At 34.5% G+C, this 18,198-nt stretch carries 12 protein-coding genes and 1 pseudogene; all 13 read right to left on the reverse strand.

Annotated elements, in window-relative coordinates:
* Nucleotides 1-59: 59 nt before the first annotated feature.
* Nucleotides 60-776 (reverse strand): hypothetical protein, encoded by a 717-nt coding sequence (locus tag RCH18_RS12985; protein ID WP_326937191.1) that lies wholly within the window; start codon nucleotides 774-776, stop codon nucleotides 60-62.
* A gap of 6 nt (nucleotides 777-782) precedes the next feature.
* Nucleotides 783-2,471, reverse strand: coding sequence for a restriction endonuclease subunit S (locus RCH18_RS12990; RefSeq protein WP_326937192.1), 1,689 nt, complete (start codon nucleotides 2,469-2,471; stop codon nucleotides 783-785).
* Nucleotides 2,471-3,907, reverse strand: coding sequence for a class I SAM-dependent DNA methyltransferase (locus RCH18_RS12995; protein WP_326937193.1), 1,437 nt, complete (start codon nucleotides 3,905-3,907; stop codon nucleotides 2,471-2,473). The genes RCH18_RS12990 and RCH18_RS12995 overlap by 1 nt, the downstream gene beginning before the upstream one ends.
* Before the next feature lie 102 nt (nucleotides 3,908-4,009).
* A complete protein-coding gene (locus RCH18_RS13000) occupies nucleotides 4,010-5,698 on the reverse strand; it encodes an ATP-binding protein (RefSeq protein ID WP_326937194.1) in 1,689 nt (562 codons plus the stop codon).
* 7 nt (nucleotides 5,699-5,705) lie between these two features.
* The gene (locus RCH18_RS13005) at nucleotides 5,706-6,008 is read right to left on the reverse strand and encodes a hypothetical protein (protein ID WP_326937195.1); all 303 of its coding nucleotides are present in this window, start codon (nucleotides 6,006-6,008) and stop codon (nucleotides 5,706-5,708) included.
* 116 nt (nucleotides 6,009-6,124) lie between these two features.
* Entirely contained in the window at nucleotides 6,125-8,566 is a 2,442-nt protein-coding gene (gene hsdR, locus RCH18_RS13010; RefSeq protein ID WP_326937196.1) for an EcoAI/FtnUII family type I restriction enzme subunit R, read from the reverse strand.
* A 334-nt stretch (nucleotides 8,567-8,900) separates the two neighbouring features.
* The gene (locus RCH18_RS13015) at nucleotides 8,901-10,007 is read right to left on the reverse strand and encodes a Fic family protein (RefSeq protein WP_326937197.1); all 1,107 of its coding nucleotides are present in this window, start codon (nucleotides 10,005-10,007) and stop codon (nucleotides 8,901-8,903) included.
* A gap of 947 nt (nucleotides 10,008-10,954) precedes the next feature.
* Nucleotides 10,955-12,502, reverse strand: coding sequence for a DUF1186 domain-containing protein (locus RCH18_RS13020; protein WP_326937198.1), 1,548 nt, complete (start codon nucleotides 12,500-12,502; stop codon nucleotides 10,955-10,957).
* 38 nt (nucleotides 12,503-12,540) lie between these two features.
* Nucleotides 12,541-13,845: a restriction endonuclease subunit S gene (locus RCH18_RS13025; RefSeq protein WP_326937199.1), complete on the reverse strand. Its 1,305-nt coding sequence runs from the start codon at nucleotides 13,843-13,845 to the stop codon at nucleotides 12,541-12,543.
* A 41-nt stretch (nucleotides 13,846-13,886) separates the two neighbouring features.
* Nucleotides 13,887-14,927: a virulence RhuM family protein gene (locus RCH18_RS13030; protein WP_326937200.1), complete on the reverse strand. Its 1,041-nt coding sequence runs from the start codon at nucleotides 14,925-14,927 to the stop codon at nucleotides 13,887-13,889.
* The gene (locus tag RCH18_RS13035; protein ID WP_326937201.1) at nucleotides 14,917-16,542 is read right to left on the reverse strand and encodes an HsdM family class I SAM-dependent methyltransferase; all 1,626 of its coding nucleotides are present in this window, start codon (nucleotides 16,540-16,542) and stop codon (nucleotides 14,917-14,919) included. Before RCH18_RS13035 ends, RCH18_RS13030 begins: the two co-directional genes overlap by 11 nt.
* Nucleotides 16,543-17,113: 571 nt before the next feature.
* Entirely contained in the window at nucleotides 17,114-17,437 is a 324-nt protein-coding gene (locus tag RCH18_RS13040) for a GIY-YIG nuclease family protein (protein ID WP_326937202.1), read from the reverse strand.
* 394 nt (nucleotides 17,438-17,831) lie between these two features.
* Nucleotides 17,832-18,197, reverse strand: a pseudogene (locus RCH18_RS13045) (virulence RhuM family protein); the annotation flags it as partial.
* Between the last annotated feature and the right edge of the window lies 1 nt (nucleotide 18,198).

Here is an 18,198-nt window from a genome sequence, read left to right on the forward strand (position 1 = left end):
TTATAATTTATATTTTACAAATTGATTTAAGTTATTGAATTTTAAAGTAATTGCTGATCCTAAATTTTATTTTCACCCGTTTTTTTAATTCTAACAATCCTTTCAAATTTCTCTCTTCCAGTTGCAGTTGGAATTTCTTTCGTACCATATTTTTTTGACTTCCTATTCCACCATGAACTTGCGGATGGATGCGGAACTGATCCAATATAAGGAAGTGCTTTTAATTGTGTTTCTGTAGTATTAGCAATAAAATCTTTATATGCTTTACTGCTTACGAAAATGATTTTATCTATTTTCAACACATCAATTAACACTAATAAATTGTCTAGTGCAATTGCACTATCTCGTTTATCAATGTGGATTGAATCGCCTTGTTTTTCTGCAGGACGTTGAAAGTAGTTGATATAGACACATTCATCAAAGAGATTAATATCTTTAAAAGCGCTTTTATGGGCTTTTTCCAAATTTGAAAAAATTGTAAGCGCAGGATCAATTTTTCTTAAATTTCTTTGTTTGAAATAAGTTTTTAACACGCTACGCGTGTTAAACCAACCAATTGATTTAATTAGCCTTGTGTATATTTCCTCGGGATTATTATACCAATTATCAGCAGTTATAAGACCATCAACATAATGACTTTCGGCAACTATCATGATCCGTTGTATTGCCTCTTCAAAATTTTCACCAATGTGCGGTAAATAATTGGGATGACTCTGTAAATGACTTAATTTACTTTTTAGCAAATTATCGTAATTTTGTAGTATGATTTTTTCCATATTTATCTAGTAGACTATAGCTTCTTCAGGTTGCAACGCCTCTCTCAAAACCTCCTGCAACAACATTTCATTATACTCTTGACTTTGCTTTATACTTTGCTCTAAGCCATCACAAAACCCCATTAATTCCTCCAACTTGGTTACAATTTGTTCTTGCTCGTGAAGCGGTGGAAGTGGTATTAATAATTCTTTAACAGCATCTTTTGTAATTGTCATACTTGTACTTCCTTTAGCGAAGGATTTAACATATACTTTTTGCATGTCTAGGTATGAATAAATATAAAAGTTAGAAATGCTCTTATTTAATCGCAATAAAAACAAGTTCATTGCTAATGACATTGGTTTACCTCTTTCATCTACAAAAAAAACAGCACCTGGATCACCAATTTTATTCATAATTAAATCACCTGCTAATACTTTTGACTTGCCAAGAAAATTATATGCTTTTTCGGTTATATATTTATATGCTAAATATTTATTTGGATGAAAATTTGTAGTTCTTAGCATTATCGCAAAGTCTTCCTTATCAAGAAGTTCAATATTCTCTTTTAGTTTCTCATAACCTCCATTAGCATGGTAATCAGTTAATAAATCTAATGTCTCTCCCAACCTACACCAAACCCAATGTTCAGGAATTTCAAAAGGAATTTCTTCTGCTGTAATTGGTGCTAATGGTTTTTCTTTTTTTACCCTGAGCGCAGACGAAGGGTTTTTCTCAGCAATAAGTTGGGCTTTCTCCGCTTTTATTTTTTCAAGAAGTTGCTGTCCTGTTTGGCTAAAGCCAATTGGATTGCTATCATTTGGAATGGGTTGAAACCCATTCCTATTTATTTCGTTTTCGGAAAACGTTGCGTTATCATCTAGTAAATAGCCTCCTGCTTTAGCTGGAGGAATAGTAATGTTTGTGTTTTCGGCTTTAGCCAAAAGTTTCCCTTGCATCGCTTCACGCAAAAAGGATTGACGGAGTTGCTTTACGAGGTCGAGTTGGTGGGTTAGTTCGGAATTAATTTCTTTTCGTGAAACATTATTATTTTGTAATTCTTTAATATGATTTTCAATACTTATATTAAAGTAAGTCTTATCTTGTAGTGTGTTGTTTTTTAAATCATTTAGAAACTCAATAATTTGTTTTTGAACTTCAATTGGGGGGAATGAAAATTGTATTTTTTCAATTTGTTTAGGACTAACATTTGGAATGGCTGCACCCCAAGCTAGATTTTTAATGATACTTTGTACACTTCTTGCTATCCAATAAACGTATTCCTTTTCAAATTTAGAATCATCTAAAATGTCAAATCTACCTACACGTTGGTTCATGTACAATTTTCCTAGACCAGATTGAACAATTCCTAATTTAGCAATAGTCCCTCCTGTTAAGCAAATAATTATATCCTCTTCATTTAATTCATATTTTGATAATGATTCATGTTCATTGTAATAAATACAATTAGAAATATCGATTTTTTCATTGTTGAAATCAGAAATTCTAATTATTGGAACACCACTTTTTTTATATTCGACGGTTTTAAAAGCGTAACCACCGCCAATTTTGATGTAATTAGATAAAGGTTCAAGTTTATAATTTGAAGATAATTCTTGATTTATAACGTTTACATAAGTGCCAACACTATCAAAAAAGACATTTTTCCAAACGTCATTTTCATAAATATTAATCGTTCTATTTCCTTTTGCCATTATTTCACCGCTTGTTTTAATTGGTTCAATAAGGCATTACTTTTGTCAAAAGAAGTATGCAGCATTTCCATCAATTCGGTGCTGTTGTATTCATGCGCTTCTTCGGCTTTGGTTGGGTTTTTTATGTCCAAATCATAATTGCGATCTATGATGGTTTTTATATCTACTTTCCAAGCAATATCGCTTTCCTCACGGTTGTTCCACCATTTTTTAATTGGGTTGAATTCCTTCGCTTGGATGGGTTTGGTTTTATTGTAGGCTTTTGCTCCTTCGGGCAAACGGTGTTCGTAATACCAAACTTCTTTGGTCGGAGTTCCTTTGGTAAAAAACAATAAGTTGGTGGCCACTGTTGCATAGGGTTGAAAAACAGAGTTTGGTAAACGTATAATGGTATGTAAATTACAATCTTCTAATAGTTTCTGGCGTACTCGTTGTTTTACACCATCGCCTGTAAGCGAACCATCAGGCAAAACGATTCCTGCACGACCGCCTTGTTTCAATAAATGAATCATCATAATCAGGAACAAATCGGCACTTTCTTTGGTTCTAAAGTTCTGCGGAAAGTTGGTTTCGTTGTTATTCGCTACGATACCTCCAAAAGGTGGGTTTGCCAAGATAGCGTTGACACGGTGCTTTTCGGTAAAATTAGAAAGTGGTTGGTCTAGCGCATCCCCAAAACGAATGTTAGGCACTTCCATATCGTGCAAAATCAAATTGGTCGTGGCTAACAAATACGGCAAAGGTTTGTATTCCCAACCCATTACGTTTTCGGCTATGCTTTTGCGTTCTTCTACGCTGTTGGCTTGCTTTTTTAAATGTTCAATCGCACAGGTTAAATACCCACCCGTTCCACAAGCCGGATCCAGTATTTTTTCGCCCAGTTGTGGGTCGATCATTTCGGTAATAAAACTCGTAATGGCTCTTGGAGTGTAGAATTCGCCACTTTTACCAGCACTTTGCAAGCCTTTAAGAATGGCTTCGTACAATTCGCCAAAAGCGTGACGGTCTTTGGCAATATTAAAATCTATTTCGTTCAGTTTATTCAACACCTTACGAATGTTGATTCCACTTTTCATGTAATTGTTATTCCCTTCAAAAACTTCACGTACAATTAACGCACGACGGTTGCCTGTACTCACATCGATGTTGCGCAAAGCAGGAAAGAGTTGGCGATCTACAAACTCTAGCAATTCATCGCCTGTCATGCCTTCATCATCGCCTGCCCAATTGCCTTTTTTGTTTTCCCAATGAAATACGTCAGGAATAGGCGAAATATAATTGTCGTCTAGTAATTCGAGTTCTTTGTCTTTGTCTGAAAATATTTTAAGAAAGAGCATCCAACCGAGTTGTTCTATGCGTTGGGCATCACCGTTTAGTCCAGTGTCTTGCCACATTATTGTTTGGATGGATTTTAATATTCCTGAAATGTTGCTCATTTATGTTTTATTTATTTGGTATTCTTTTTATTTTAAATGTAATTTTATGAATGGTGAAAAAGAATAATGTTCTTTGAAATCAACTATTTAAACGGTTTCTTTTTACATTTCTTTTTTAATTCTTTTTTTTTTTGCCATTGTGTATTTTCTATCTGTTTTAGCTCCTTCGGTTTCAAGGATTTCATCTTTTACCATTTTATATACACATTTTCTAACATCAGCAATATCAATGTCTCCAATTTTAGTATGGATTGTTTTTATAGATAAATTAGGTTCAATTTTCAATATTTCTTCTATCAATGCTTTAAGCCTAGGTAATTCAATTGTTTTCAGCGTAGGCTTAATATTGATTTTGGAACTCGCAATCAATTTTGGATTAACCAAGTATTCAGTTCCTTTCTTTTCTCCTCTACTTATGATGATGGATTGATTAGAAAGTTTTGAAATATAAGAACGTAAACGATCTTCGTCTGTTAATTGTAATTCTTTGGTTAGTTGTGTTGCTAATATTTTTTTATGACGAGTGATAACACCAAGAGCTATAAACTCTTTTTGTGATAACTGATAATTTTTGGCAATAAAATCTAAAAGTAAAACCGCTTCTTCGTCCAGTATTTTTGAATATTGAGTTACAGAAGTTGAATTATAATCGGAAATAGGTATTGGAAAAGCTTTGGCATCACGACTTGTTATTTCATAGATTAAATTGTAACCCGTTCCTTCCCCTTCCATTAATTTCAGATCATGCAAAATCCTAATCATGTGTGGATTTCTTCGATAAGTAGTATGTAGAATATTGTCTTTGGTGATTCCTAAAGGTAACCCTCCAGGATTTGTTATTTCTAATCTATCTTGATATACTTTAATAAAAATATCACCAGAAATTGTATAGCTTTTGTGTGCAATAGCATTTATAAGTAATTCTCGAACTAAGCGGGCATCATAGTGTCTGATCTTATTTCTAAAAAGCCCTTGCGGAAATTCATCATAATAAGTTAACTCAATTGATTCTTTCTCAATTTCCAATAGTAATTCTTTTGGGTTTTTTGAATAATCCTGCCAATCTTCCTTTCTAACCTTCTTTTCAAGATCATCGTAAACAATGTATTGAACTGTCAACGGATAAACTAATCTACTTCGTTGTGAAGCGGTACCTAACCATAAAACACCTAAATTAGTTAGTTTACCTTTGTCTATAAGATTGTAATGTTCAATTATTTCGATGTCTGATAAGTCTTTTATGTTTGATTTTACTCTGTCAGATTTTCTAATTTCATCTGCAAACCATCGCATATTAATTTCTGGAATTTCAGAATAAGAAATATTTCGAGGTTGAAGTTCCCATTGAAAAGCATCTTTTTCGCTCGCTAAACGAACAATATCTTCACTTCTTGCAGATTGACATTGATCACCAATTCTAATATATATTTTACCATTAGATGTTGTAGCAATAGATTTCAGAGTTGGATAAATAATAATGCTGAAAAAATCACTACCATTAGCATGTGTTTCAATGTCTCCAAGTTGGAAACCTACATTAAAACATAGTGATTTTAACCTTTTAATAGTTTCATTAGCAATTGTAACGTCAATGGTCTGGTTTACTGGTGGCAGCTTATCTTTGTCCTCAATACCGATAACTATTTTACCTCCGTGAACATTGGCAAAAGCAACACTAGTTACTGCAAGATCTCTTAAACCATCTGATTTAAGTCTTCCTGCTGTATCCAATACTTTTTTTATGCTTTTATAATCTACGCTGCTGCCTTCTTCCATCTTGTTAGAATTCAAAATTTAACTATATTTTTCTTTTCAATGCCGACTTTATTTTGCCTGATTGCTCTTCTTCATAATCGTTCATTATCTTAAAAACATCATTTTCAACTGCTTTCCATTTGTCTTTACTAAATTTAAAAGTGTAAGTAAAGCTATCGATACCCATTGCATTATTATTAATCACAATTTCTAAAATGTCCTTAGATTGTAATGATAAAGGAACATCAAAAGCATCGACTTCATTAATTCTATGTAATAATACAGTCTTATTTACTTTAAAATTAATGTCAATCATTGATATAATAGGAAAGATTGGTTGACCCACGCAAATAATATTTTTATTCTTATCCAAACGATACAGTATCCAATAATGTTTGAGTTTTTCAATATCAGAAGTAGCGCATGTACAAAATTTTATTTTATTAGAAACTAGACACATAGCTAAACTTTTCTATACAATTCGGTTTCTAAATCTCTAATGGCTTCTAGATACTGTTCTTTGTCTCCAAAACGGCTAATGATTTCTGTGGGTGATCCAAAAACATCAAAAGGTCGAACTCTTAAAACATTAATATTTTCAATATTTTCGACGCCTTCATCAGCGTATTTATCCAATAAAGTTTCTAATACCTTACGAGCTTGTTCTTCGTATTTGGTAAAGTAATTTCGTTTTTTAACATTGTTGGCTCTTTCTTTGCGTGTTAAAGGTTGTTGCTCATAAGCCACATGACAAATCAAATCAAACAAATCTAACTCTCGATCAACAGCGTCGTACAAGGCTTCTACCATTACGCCCTGATCTTGTAATTCTTGAATAATAGCTTGTTTTTTATCCGCTTCATTCCAAGTCAACAAGAAATCATCTAAAGAGGCATATTTCCCTTTGATAATTTGTTTAGTATAATCTTTTAAGCTGATTGTAATAGGTTTTCCATTCGAATCAAAATATAACTCTCTGCTTACTAGCACTGAAACATCTACACCGTTAACGTATTGTTTAACTCTTTTTTTATAATCTCCGTCAGAACTTGGTTCTCTTACTTCAGGTTTTTCAATAATAATTTCTTCACCCGTAAGTTCGTCTACAATAGGATCAGGATCTATATATTCTTCATCAATTATAGTTTCTAAATCGGTATCTTCAGTAGTTGGTTTTACTACGATAGGATCTCCATCAAAAGCGGGATCGGCAAAATTGTCTGTAGCATTTCTAAAATCTAAAATGGTAAAATACAATTTATTAAACTCTTCATTGATACGAGTTCCACGCCCTACAATTTGCTTGAATTTGGTCATCGAATTGATATTGGTATCCAGCACAATCACTTTACACGTTTGCGCATCAACTCCTGTAGTCATTAACTCCGAAGTAGTGGCAATAACTGGATATTTTTCTTCGGGATTAATAAAGTTGTCTAACTCTCGCTTTCCTTCCTCATTATCACCTGTAATTTGCATCACGTATTTGTAATTATCGGCAACCAAATCGGCATTGTGTCTAGCTATGGCATTTCGCATCCTTTCGGCATGATCGATATCCGAACAAAAAATAATAGTTTTTGCAAAACGGTCTAATCCTGTGAGGTATTCGGTAACTTTTTTGGCAATTACGTCCGTTCGTTCATCAATTACTAAAGTCCTATCGAAATCTTTACGATTGTAAATGCGATCTTCAATATCATTACCTTCTTTATCTGTTTTACCCTGTTCTGGACGGTAGCCTTCGGTGTCCACGTTCAAAGCCACACGAATGACTTTGTAAGGAGCTAAAAAGCCATCATCAATCCCTTGTTTGAGCGTATAAGTGTAAACAGCTTCACCAAAATACTCCGTGTTGCTAGTTTCCTTTGTTTCTTTTGGTGTGGCGGTTAAACCAATATGAGTCGCTTGGTTGAAATACGTTAGAATTTCTCTCCAAGCACTATCTTCTTTTGAGCTTCCTCTGTGGCACTCATCAATAACAATTAAATCAAAGAAATCAGGAGAGAAATCTTTATATGCATCTTCAATCCCTGGTTCGTTATTGGTTAGACCTTGGTACAAGCCCAAGAATACTTCATACGCTTTATCCGAAGTATCAATTCCTCGTTTTTGATTGCTTATTAATTCTTCCTTGCCATTACTATGACTAATGACTTTCTTTTTGATAACGGTCATTTTGTCTTTGAAATGCTTAAAATCTCCCTTTCGAGTTTGGTCTATTAAAGCCGTTCTATCTGCAAGGAACAAAATTCTTTTTTTGGCTCTTGATTTCCACAATCGGAAAATTATCTGAAATGCGGTATAGGTTTTCCCAGTACCCGTAGCCATAACTAAAATGATTCTGTTTTGCCCATTTGCAATAGCTTCAACCGTACGATTGATCGCAATTTGTTGGTAATACCTCGGTTTTCTGCCTGAACCGTCTGAAAAGTATTTTTGTAAAGCTATTGTTTCCCCTATCGGCGTTACAATACCTTTGTATTTTTTGTATTTCTCCCATATTAATTCAGGAGAAGGAAATTCGTCTAAGGATAGTTCTGTTTCGATACTTGAGTCAGAAGCTGTTCGATCATGGAATAAAAAACCATCACCATTACTGCTGAAAACACAAGGAATGTCAAGAATCGTCGCATAACCTAAAGCCTGTTGTATTCCAGAACGTATAGCATGTTTATTGTCTTTAGCTTCAATGACTGCAACAGGATTGTCTTGGTAATACAGAATGTAATCTGCACGTTTGCGCTCCCCACGAGATGTCAATTTACCTCTCACGTAGATTTTACCATCCGTAAAAAACACTTCTTCCAATATTTGCTTCTGTAAATCCCAACCAGCTTCTACTAAAGCTGGTGTTATAAACTTAGTACATATGTCTCGTTCTGATAAGCTTTTTTTATTCATTTTTACAATTATGTAAGAAATTAACTTTGCTAAGATATTGAAAAAAAAAGTTTAGAAGTACGGGAAACCTTAAAGAAGTTAAGTTTTTGATTTTTTACAGATATTGTTTTCAAATAACAATTTGAAATAAGTGCACAACTATACTTATACCAGTATCTTAAAACAAGACTCACCACTGTATCGTACTTAGATTAATGTAAAAAAAACGGTGTGTTTTTTATTGAATGGGGTACTTACTAACCTATAAGTAAACATCGCTGTTCTAGCCTCCAATAACTCCAAATACTTTACTTTAAGTTCAACAGATAGAATAGAAACTTCAATTTCTAGTTTCTTAGACCCAATTAATTTTATATTTTACGCTTCGCCCTTCACCATCTTTTGTAAAAGCTCCGATTTCAAACAATAGTTGTAAATCTCTTGTTGCTGTAGCTTTTGATGTTTTGGTTATACCTATATATTTTTTGGCAGTCATCCCCCCTTCAAAACCATCTCTCCCTTTTTCGGTCATTTTCTCAATCGCTTTTAATTGACGTTCATTCAATTGATTTTTAAAGCGATCAAAGTAAAGGGCTTTTTCAATTACATATAGAACCGTTTCTTTGACTTCTTTTTGTGCTTCGATCAAAATATTGAAAAAGTAGTGCAACCAGTTAGAAACCTCTTGCGTTCTTTGCGCTCGCTTTAAGGTTTCGTAATATTCTTTTTTATTTTCTTCAATTTTTTTTGAGATACTAATTATAACAGGCTTTTCTAAAGTTTCGGCTAAAGCTTTTTCAGCCAACGCTCTACCAATTCTACCATTTCCATCTTCAAAAGGATGTAGGGTTTCAAAATACAAATGTACTAAAGCGGCACGCAGCATGGCTCTTCCAATTTGTCCAATTTCTTGGTAAGGAAAACATTGATACCATTTTTCAAAATCTATTAAAAGTTGAGGTAAATCTTTTGATGGTGGTGCTTCAAAATGGATTTCAATTTGCCCTGCTCTACCTGATATAATTTGCATCGGATTTTCACTAGTTCTCCATTCCCCCTCATGTACGGTTTTATCAAATTTCATCAAGGTTTGATGCCATTCTCTCAGCATTTGCAGCGTTAAGGGATTTTGGTAATCATTTCTAACTTGCAACATCAGCTCAGAGATAGCATTAGCTCTATTATCTTTTGATAAAGTTACACAATCGGCAATACCTAATTGTTTTTGTAAAGAGGACATTATATCTTCTCTACTAAAATACTCACCCTCAATTTCAGAAGTTTTTAATGCTTCTGATAAAATAACTTGCAGTATTATTTCTTTTTTGTTGGTTTCAGATACGTTTACAAACAATCCATTTACTTCACCCAGTTGAGTGGCAAATTCTTGAAAATCGTTTATATGTTCCTCTATCTTAAAATGAAAATGCGGAAATTCACTACGTTGCCAAAAGTAGTCCAAGAGCCGTTTATTGTCTTTAATCGGCTCAAATACAAAAAAATAATGAGCCGATTACATGTTCTAATCGGCTCATTATTTTTGTGAATAACGCTATTCTACTTTTTAATAATTCTAAATGCTTTGTTTTCAATTCATCGGACAGACACAAAATCACGATCAATGCCTTCTATTTTGGAGTTGCAATATTTATTTGATCCCAAAAAGTATTTATTGTCTTTTATTAAAATCTGGAATTGAATATAAATTAATGATAAAATGCTTTATATAATCATTGATTTTTATACTATCCAAAAAACATAAAAGACCACTTTTTCTTAACAAATAACATTTTATTTTTCAACTCAAAATAACCCAAAAATAAGCCATATTTTTGATCCTGCTAATTTCTGTAGCTCAATATAGCAGGCCTAAATAATGTTGTCCCTCGACTGAACCTCAATTTGTTACAGCCCATCAATACTAATAAACTAAATTTCTGTGTTGGAAATAAGACATATACAACCTTAATTCTTACACTTTAAACCTTAATCCTTTCAAACAATTTTTTCAGGCTGCCAATTCCCGCTATTCACTACAAGTCCGCAGTCATTGCCCTAAAAACATAAACCCAAAACGAGCTTCTTGCAGTCGCTGTTTTGGGTTTTGTTTTTTACGGGCATTTCCTTTGCGGGCTTTTCGTTGCTATCGAGGGCAGGGAGAAGTAGAATTTCAAAATTATTTTATTGTTTTTAGAGGGGCATTTTTTAAAAGGTTGATATTTATTTTTACTGTTATACCATTTCATCTTTGAATATACCATCATAAGCTTGTGATTTTTTGTCCCGTTGAGCGCAGTCGAAACCCTTATTACAATTCACATATAATCTCGACTAAAAGCAAGTCTTGAGCGCAGACGAAGGGCTCGATGTGACAAGATACAAAGCAGTAAATTTAAAACACAAGTGGTATTAACCGCAACACTTTTTAAATTTTTTACCACTTCCGCAAGGACAAGGATCATTTCTTTGAACTTTGACAGTTGTCTCGGGAATCATTTGTATCACTTTTGATTCATTACAGGGCAAATCTAAATAATTATGATCTTCAATACCTGACTCTTCACAAAAATTAGCTCCGGAATATATTTCAGCTAAAGTTTGCATAGAATAACTGGAACCTATAGCTACCTTAATATTGGTAATGAAGTTATCATAATCGTCCTCCAAACTATAATCTACCCACTCTAAATCAAACAATTTTTTTATTAGTGGATACAAATTTTCAAACTTACCATCGCCAATATCTCCAATCATCAGTGCGATAAATGTAGGATCAATTACGTTATCTTCTTTATCTGCATTGATAAAAAAGGATAGTACTTCTAAATATATTTCCTCTACTTCCGCCGCTCTGTGTGGTTCTTGAATTGAAATTTGCAAAAGTGCTTGTGATACAGCTGATTTTGCAAAACAGTAATTTTTGGCTTGCATCAGAAAATCTCCTAACAGTTCTGGCTGGGCTTTTCCTAAAACATACACACACTGCCAAATATCCTCTGTTAGAAAATCGCCTATATAAAATTCTAAAAACTCTTCATCATACTGTAAAAAATCCAATACTGGTTTTATACTCGCTGTCGCCTTTAGTTCCATTAGTAAAAACAGGGCATGTAACGCAAATGAATGTGTAAATACAGACCAATCCTCCTCTAAAAAATAAGGATAGCGCTCGATACCATCTTGCAAAACCATTTCTAAATCTTGAATAACGGTTGCTCTAGGAAGTGCTAAAATTTCATCCAATACCGCCTGACTATCGTTAAATCCCAATTGATACAATTGATGAATTTCTGGATGATTAAAAACTGGAGGAATAATTCTATCCGTTGCAGGTGGTTCATTTCCTATACTTTCTGAAATTTCGTTTTGGTCATCAAAACTCAAATCAAATTTCAAATCTATAATACGTTCCGCTAGTTCTGCAATGCGTGGATTTTCTTCGTCTATACTGCTATAAACTTCAAACCTATTCTGGGCAAGAGCCAAATCTCTTTTTGCTATGGCATAAATGACTGTACTGTAATAATACGATTGTACTTCTGAGAAATGAAATTCAGAGCGATTGGGAAATAGCGTTGCTAAATCTAAATTTTCGCCTAAATACGATAATGCACCGTCAAGATCGTTTATATAAATATGATGATTCGCGGCATTTAACCTGGCGTGTAAATAATCAGGAAAGTCATGTAAAAGCTGCGTATTTACTTCTACTGATTTAGCTGTGTTACCTACTTTATTATACGCTACAGTTATAAAATTCTTTATTTGAGGCAAATTAGGATTCTCTTTAGCTAATTTTTCTAATTTCCGAATAAACACTTTATCAATTTTACCATGGACACGCTGGGCCATTTCTTTCAATATCTTTGTTTGCGCAGGGGTCACGTCATAATAGCGGTTGATAAAATCATTATCAAATGAAATTTTTATTTGACTGTGTATCGTGTTATTATTCATTTTTTGGATGTTTTATGTTTAAATAAATACTTCGTTATTTATCTTTTTTGATAGTCAGCGCTATTCTCCGCAACCATCCCCAACGCTTCTTCCGCTTCTTTAACTGTAATTTGGCCATTCATTAGCATAGGTAATAACCAATCGCGGAGTGAGGTGAGTTGTTGGTTTTGCTTTTCAATGACATTTTGTTGTATGAAAATTGCTTGTGTTTTTTTAGTAAACAAATCAACAATGTTTTTCGTTGCAAGGCATATAGGTATAACTTTTAAAACTCCTCCTGAAATTTCTTTGAAAGTAGATCCAGATGCATTTGCTTCTATAACTCTCATATTGTGTTTTATGGAATAATAAACAAATGATGTTAAGTAACCTTTATTGGGAATAAATGATTTAAAACCTTGATTAGTTGTTACATCATTTCTTGAAATCACCATATATCCAATTGGTGCTCGTGAACTTAGTAAAATTGAACCTTTTGGCAAAATCTTTAAGGATGCAGATTTAAAACCTCTTTCACTAGCATCAAGCTCACCTCTACTTATAAATTTCTTACCTGAATTTAGTGACAAATCTTTAGGAGTTATCCATGGAATTCCATTGCTACAAAAGTTATCATCAATACTTTTTGACGGAGTACTTCCACCGACAATTTCTCCTAAATCATTTAAAGTTCCAACCTCCCACCCCTCTGGAATCTCCCTCTTCAACTCTTGATTATAAACCATTTTACCGCCAGATGATTTGTAAGGCACTTCGACTTCGCTCAGTGAGACAGCGTCAATATCACTACTTGTCAGCCTGAGCGAAGTCGAAGGCAGCTTCGCGGGAAAATCAAACTGCACAAACCAGTAATCATAAAGCGTTTTTGCCATTGCTTCTAACTCGGAATTGATTTTGTTGTTGAGTTCGATTTTTGCATCTAAATCAGAAAGAACTTTGGCGATTTTTTGTTGGTCCGCAATATCTAAAAAGGCAGAAACTCTGATTGGATGTAAATGATTTCTGTTCATTGTAGGGACACCTGATCCACTTCCGTATTCATTCAATCGTAAAGTTTTAATCAAATAATAAATGTATTTTGGATTATTACCTTTGAAATCTTTTATAAAAAGGGAAGTATTATGTGGAAAGAAATCCTCATTAATATAATGAGGTAGTCCAACTGTTCCACTTCTTCCAATTGTTATTCCGGGAGCTTTAACTTTCGCAATATTGTGATAACCTAAAATTCCATTTGAAGATATAACAGGAATTTCCCCAGCTTGAAATTCAGATTTAGGTAAATCATAACCTCTTTGAAATTCAATTAAATCTCCTAAGATTGTTTTTGAAATTTTACTCATACTTCAACCCTTTCAAATTATTCTGAATTTCTTTTTCTGCACTATTTCTCATTGTTTGGAGTATTCAGTTGTTTTTTTATTTCTTTATCAAAATCGCTTTCAAAAAGGCAGTCTTGAATAATTCTGTATTTTTCAAATTCGCTTTCGGCAAATTGTTTGGCTATTTCGGCACTTACATTTCCTGTATGCGCTAGAATTTCGCGCTCGTCAAACTCTAAAAACAAATCCAATCGTTTGGCCCAATCGTTCATAGTCATTGGGATTTTTCGTTTTGCACGTTCTTCTGCCAGTTCTAAATAAGCATTTACTATGCGTCCTAAAGAATCCAGTTCTTCTTTGTTGAGGTAGTTCTTGGCAATTATTACGTCTGCTTTTATTATTTTTCCATTCGGACTATTTTCCCAAGAAGTAAGTCCCATATTATCTTTTTTACTATCGGCTCTGTCTGCAATAAGTTCGGCAGCGGTTTTGCCGTGTATTGCAAAATGAAGTTTGTTTTGCACTTTGGCAAAAAAAGTTTTTGTGGTTGGCGCTTCTTTGGTATAATCACTACTTGTGGCATAAATATCGGTAATTTTTTGATAGAAACGTCTTTCGCTTAAACGGATTTCCCTTATTTCTTGCAGTAAACGTTCAAAATAATCTTCACTAAGAAAACTGCCATTCTCCATTCGTTTTCTATCTAAAACATATCCTTTAATGGCAAATTCTTTCAATACGTTCGTTGCCCATTGTCTAAACTGCGTTGCTTTTATAGAATTAACACGATAACCTACAGAAATAATGGCATCAAGGCTGTAAAAATCTATTTCTCTCTTTACAGTTCGATTTCCTTCTTGTTGAACTACTCGAAATTTTCGAGTAGTTGAATTTATATCAATTTCATTACTTTTATAAATCTCTTTCAAGTGATACGTAATGGTGTTTTCTTCCACATCAAAGAGTGCTGACATCAATTTTTGTGAAAGCCAAATAGTATCATCCTCATAACGGGCTTCAATAGAATTTTCACCACTTTGGGCGGTAAATATTAAAAATTCTGCTGTACTGTTACGAATCATTTTTTCGTTTTTATCGCTCATACTTCAATCCTTTCAAATTAGCTTGAATTTCTATTTCCAATGTTTTACTTTCCGCAAACAAACCTTCTAAATTACTTTCAAAAGTGTTCATTTTAGTTGTAAACTCATCAGCTGTAATATCCGTATATTCAATTTTTACCTCAAAATACTGCCCTGCACTCAAGGAGTAATTTTTGGCTTTGATATCATCATACGAAACTATTACCGAGAAATCAAGAATGGCAGTTTTAGTATTAAAAGCATCAATGATTTTATCCTCTTCTTCAAGACTTAAAAGGGTTTTCTGGTTTTTGCCGTCTTTTACTGTTGTTCCTAAATTAGAAGCATCAATCAAAACGACATCGCCTTTGTTTTGTTTGTCTAAAAACAAAATAGAAACGTTGGTTCCTGTTGTGGCAAAAATATTACTTGGCATACTAACTACGCCCGCTAACATTTTGCTTTCCACCATGCGTTCTCTAATTTTTTTATCAATACCACTTTGAGCCGTGATAAATCCTGTGGGTACAACTATTGCCGCCTTGCCTTTTTCAGTCAAAGAGTACATGATATGTTGCAAAAACAGTAAGTAAATCGCCATTCCTTCTTTTTTGGCTTTTGGAACATTAGGAATTCCCGCAAAAAAGCGTTCGTGGTTTTCTTTAGTATCTAAATCAGCACTAAAATCAGAAAAATCCAGTTTAAATGGAGGATTTGAAACAATGTAATCAAATCGCATCAAGCGACCGTTTTTTTCTCTATGGTACGGATCTAAAATAGTATTTCCTTTTACCACATTCGGTATAGAATGCACCAAGTTGTTCAAAATTAGATTCAGTCGCAATAAGTTAGAGGATTTTTGCGAAATGTCTTGGGAGTAAATGGTGCATTTATCTTCGCCTATTTGGTGTGCCAGATTCATCAGTAAAGTTCCCGAACCCGCACTTGGATCATTACAAGTAACATTGCTCACTTCGCCTTGCACAAGGCAGCGCGCCATGATTTTAGCAACGGCATGTGGGGTGAAATATTCGGCATATTTCCCACCACTATTGCTGTTATAATCTGAGATTAAATATTCGAAAATGGTAGCGTAAAAATCAAACTTCTCATTAAAGATATTTTCAAAACTAAAGTTCACCAGTTTGTTGATAATCGCTCTACAGAAATCATCTCTTTTTTCTGTTACATATTTACTAATGTTTTCAAACAAGACGATTTTCTCGCCGCCGTCGGTAATTACCGAGAAGATATCGCTGTTGTTTTTAGCAATATCAATTAAAGTATTATCGAGAATATCGGCAAACTTAGGTTCGTTTTGTCTATCAAACAAAGACGAAATCAATTGATCAGGATGAATGGTTGCGGTGCTTTCACTCATTTGCAGGCTTAGCATTTCACGCTCATCAGTACTCAATGCTCTAAAAGCTTTTTCCCAGTCTTCTGCCGCCGCAATACTGGCATCTATTTGTTTCACTTCGTGAACAAACTTATCATTCAGGAATTTATATAAAAATACCTGGGTGATAATCTTAAATTCGTTTCCGTCATTTCCCAAACCGTAATTGGCACAAACGCTTTTCAGTTCGTCAATTAGGTTTTTGGTTTGGATTTCAAATTGTGCGTTTTGGGTCATTGTTTTTTTATTTATTTATTTCATTGTCTTGCTGAGCCTTTCGTCGAGCTCAAGACAGGCTGTGTAGAAGCGTTTGTTTACCAAATTAAAGAGCCTTCGACTTCGCTCAGGCGGACAAACCTACATGTGATTTCTTGTCTCGCTGAGCCCTTCGGCTATCGCTCAAGACAGGCTGTGTCGAAGCGTTGTGCTATTAACAAGTTTTCCTCATCACCTCACGTGGCCTTCGACTTCGCTCAGGCGGACAACAGTCCACACTAACCGTCCTAGAACCAATGTCTCGCTGAGCAAAGTGGAAACTTATTTATATTATATTACTTAACCTTCGACTTCGCTCAGGCGGACAACAGTCCACACTATCCGTCCTAGAACCTGATGTCCTGCTGAGCCTTTCGTCGAGCTCAAGACAGGCTGTGTCGAAGCGTTTCTGTATCAAATTAAAGAGCCTTCGACTTCGCTCAGGCGGACAACAGTCCACACTATCCGTCCTAGAACCTAATGTCCCGCTGAGCCTTTCGTCGAGCTCAAGACAGGCTGTGTCGAAGCGCTCAAGACAGGCTGTGTCGAAGCGCTATTCATCTTCTTTTTTATAATTAATCGAATTACTTTCATTTTTACATTCCGCTAATTTCTTCAAATCTTCCCATTTATCGTTGATAATTGCTTCTTTCTTTTTTCTACTCCATCCTTTTACCTGTTTTTCAAAAGCTATAGCTTGAAGCACTTCATTAAATTCTGTACAAAAAACTAGCTCAATTGGTCTTCGTTTGTATGTGTAACATTCTTTGTTAATTCCGCTTTGATGTTCTAACAATCTTCTGTTTATGTTATTTGTCATGCCGGTGTAATAGCTGCTATCTGAGCATTTTAAAATGTAAACATGATACTGTTTCATAACTTTTTTATTAATTACAAGGCTTTGCTTTAACTCAAGCGAATAGTACTTAATCGCATTTGTCTCGCTGAGCGAAGCTGAAGCGTTTGTTTACCAAATTAAAGAGCCTTCGACTTCGCTCAGGCGGACAAATCTACATCTGATTTCTTGTCTCGCTGAGCCTTTCGTCGAGCTCAAGACAGGTTGTGTCGAAGCGTTCGTGCTATTACCAAGTTTTCCTTATCACCTCACGTGGCCTTCGACTTCGCTCAGGCGGACAACAGTCCACACTAACCGTCCTAGAACCAATGTCTCGCTGAGCCTTTCGTCGAGCTCAAGACAGGCTGTGTAGAAGCGTTTGTTTACCAAATTAAAGAGCCTTCGACTTCGCTCAGGCGAACACCCTACATCTAGACCTATCTCTTGCTAGTAAAAAACCTTTTACAATATATTCTCTCAAACGTTGGGTTGCCCAAATGCGAAATTGAGTTCCTTGTTGCGATTTTACTCTGTATCCGACTGATATAACAACATCAAGATTGTAATGATTTGTTGGTTTTGTAGAAAAATCGGAAATTCCGATTTTTCTAACACTGGCTTCTTCAGCTAATTCATTTTCAACATAAATATTTAAAATATGCTCATTGATGGTTGACTTTGCTTTGCTAAATAGCAACGCCATTTGAGCCTGCGAAAGCCAAACGGTTTCTTCTTCCAATCGAACATCAATCTTGATGCTTCCCTCTTGATTCTGATAAATGAGTATTTCTCCTGTGTCCATA

Origin of the sequence: Flavobacterium sp. PL11 (assembly GCF_035985025.1) — a bacterium.
Taxonomy (GTDB): Bacteria; Bacteroidota; Bacteroidia; order Flavobacteriales; family Flavobacteriaceae; genus Flavobacterium.

What these genes read in the sequence shown, in the direction of transcription:
- hsdR (WP_326937196.1), bottom strand. Translation starts at nt 8,566, where the DNA reads ATGAATAAAAAAAGCTTATCAGAACGAGACATATGTACTAAGTTTATA.
- RCH18_RS13035 (WP_326937201.1), bottom strand. Translation starts at nt 16,542, where the DNA reads ATGACCCAAAACGCACAATTTGAAATCCAAACCAAAAACCTAATTGAC.
- RCH18_RS13040 (WP_326937202.1), bottom strand. Translation starts at nt 17,437, where the DNA reads ATGAAACAGTATCATGTTTACATTTTAAAATGCTCAGATAGCAGCTAT.
- RCH18_RS12995 (WP_326937193.1), bottom strand. Translation starts at nt 3,907, where the DNA reads ATGAGCAACATTTCAGGAATATTAAAATCCATCCAAACAATAATGTGG.
- RCH18_RS13025 (WP_326937199.1), bottom strand. Translation starts at nt 13,845, where the DNA reads ATGAGTAAAATTTCAAAAACAATCTTAGGAGATTTAATTGAATTTCAA.
- RCH18_RS13030 (WP_326937200.1), bottom strand. Translation starts at nt 14,927, where the DNA reads ATGAGCGATAAAAACGAAAAAATGATTCGTAACAGTACAGCAGAATTT.
- RCH18_RS12990 (WP_326937192.1), bottom strand. Translation starts at nt 2,471, where the DNA reads ATGGCAAAAGGAAATAGAACGATTAATATTTATGAAAATGACGTTTGG.
- RCH18_RS13020 (WP_326937198.1), bottom strand. Translation starts at nt 12,502, where the DNA reads ATGAATAATAACACGATACACAGTCAAATAAAAATTTCATTTGATAAT.
- RCH18_RS12985 (WP_326937191.1), bottom strand. Translation starts at nt 776, where the DNA reads ATGGAAAAAATCATACTACAAAATTACGATAATTTGCTAAAAAGTAAA.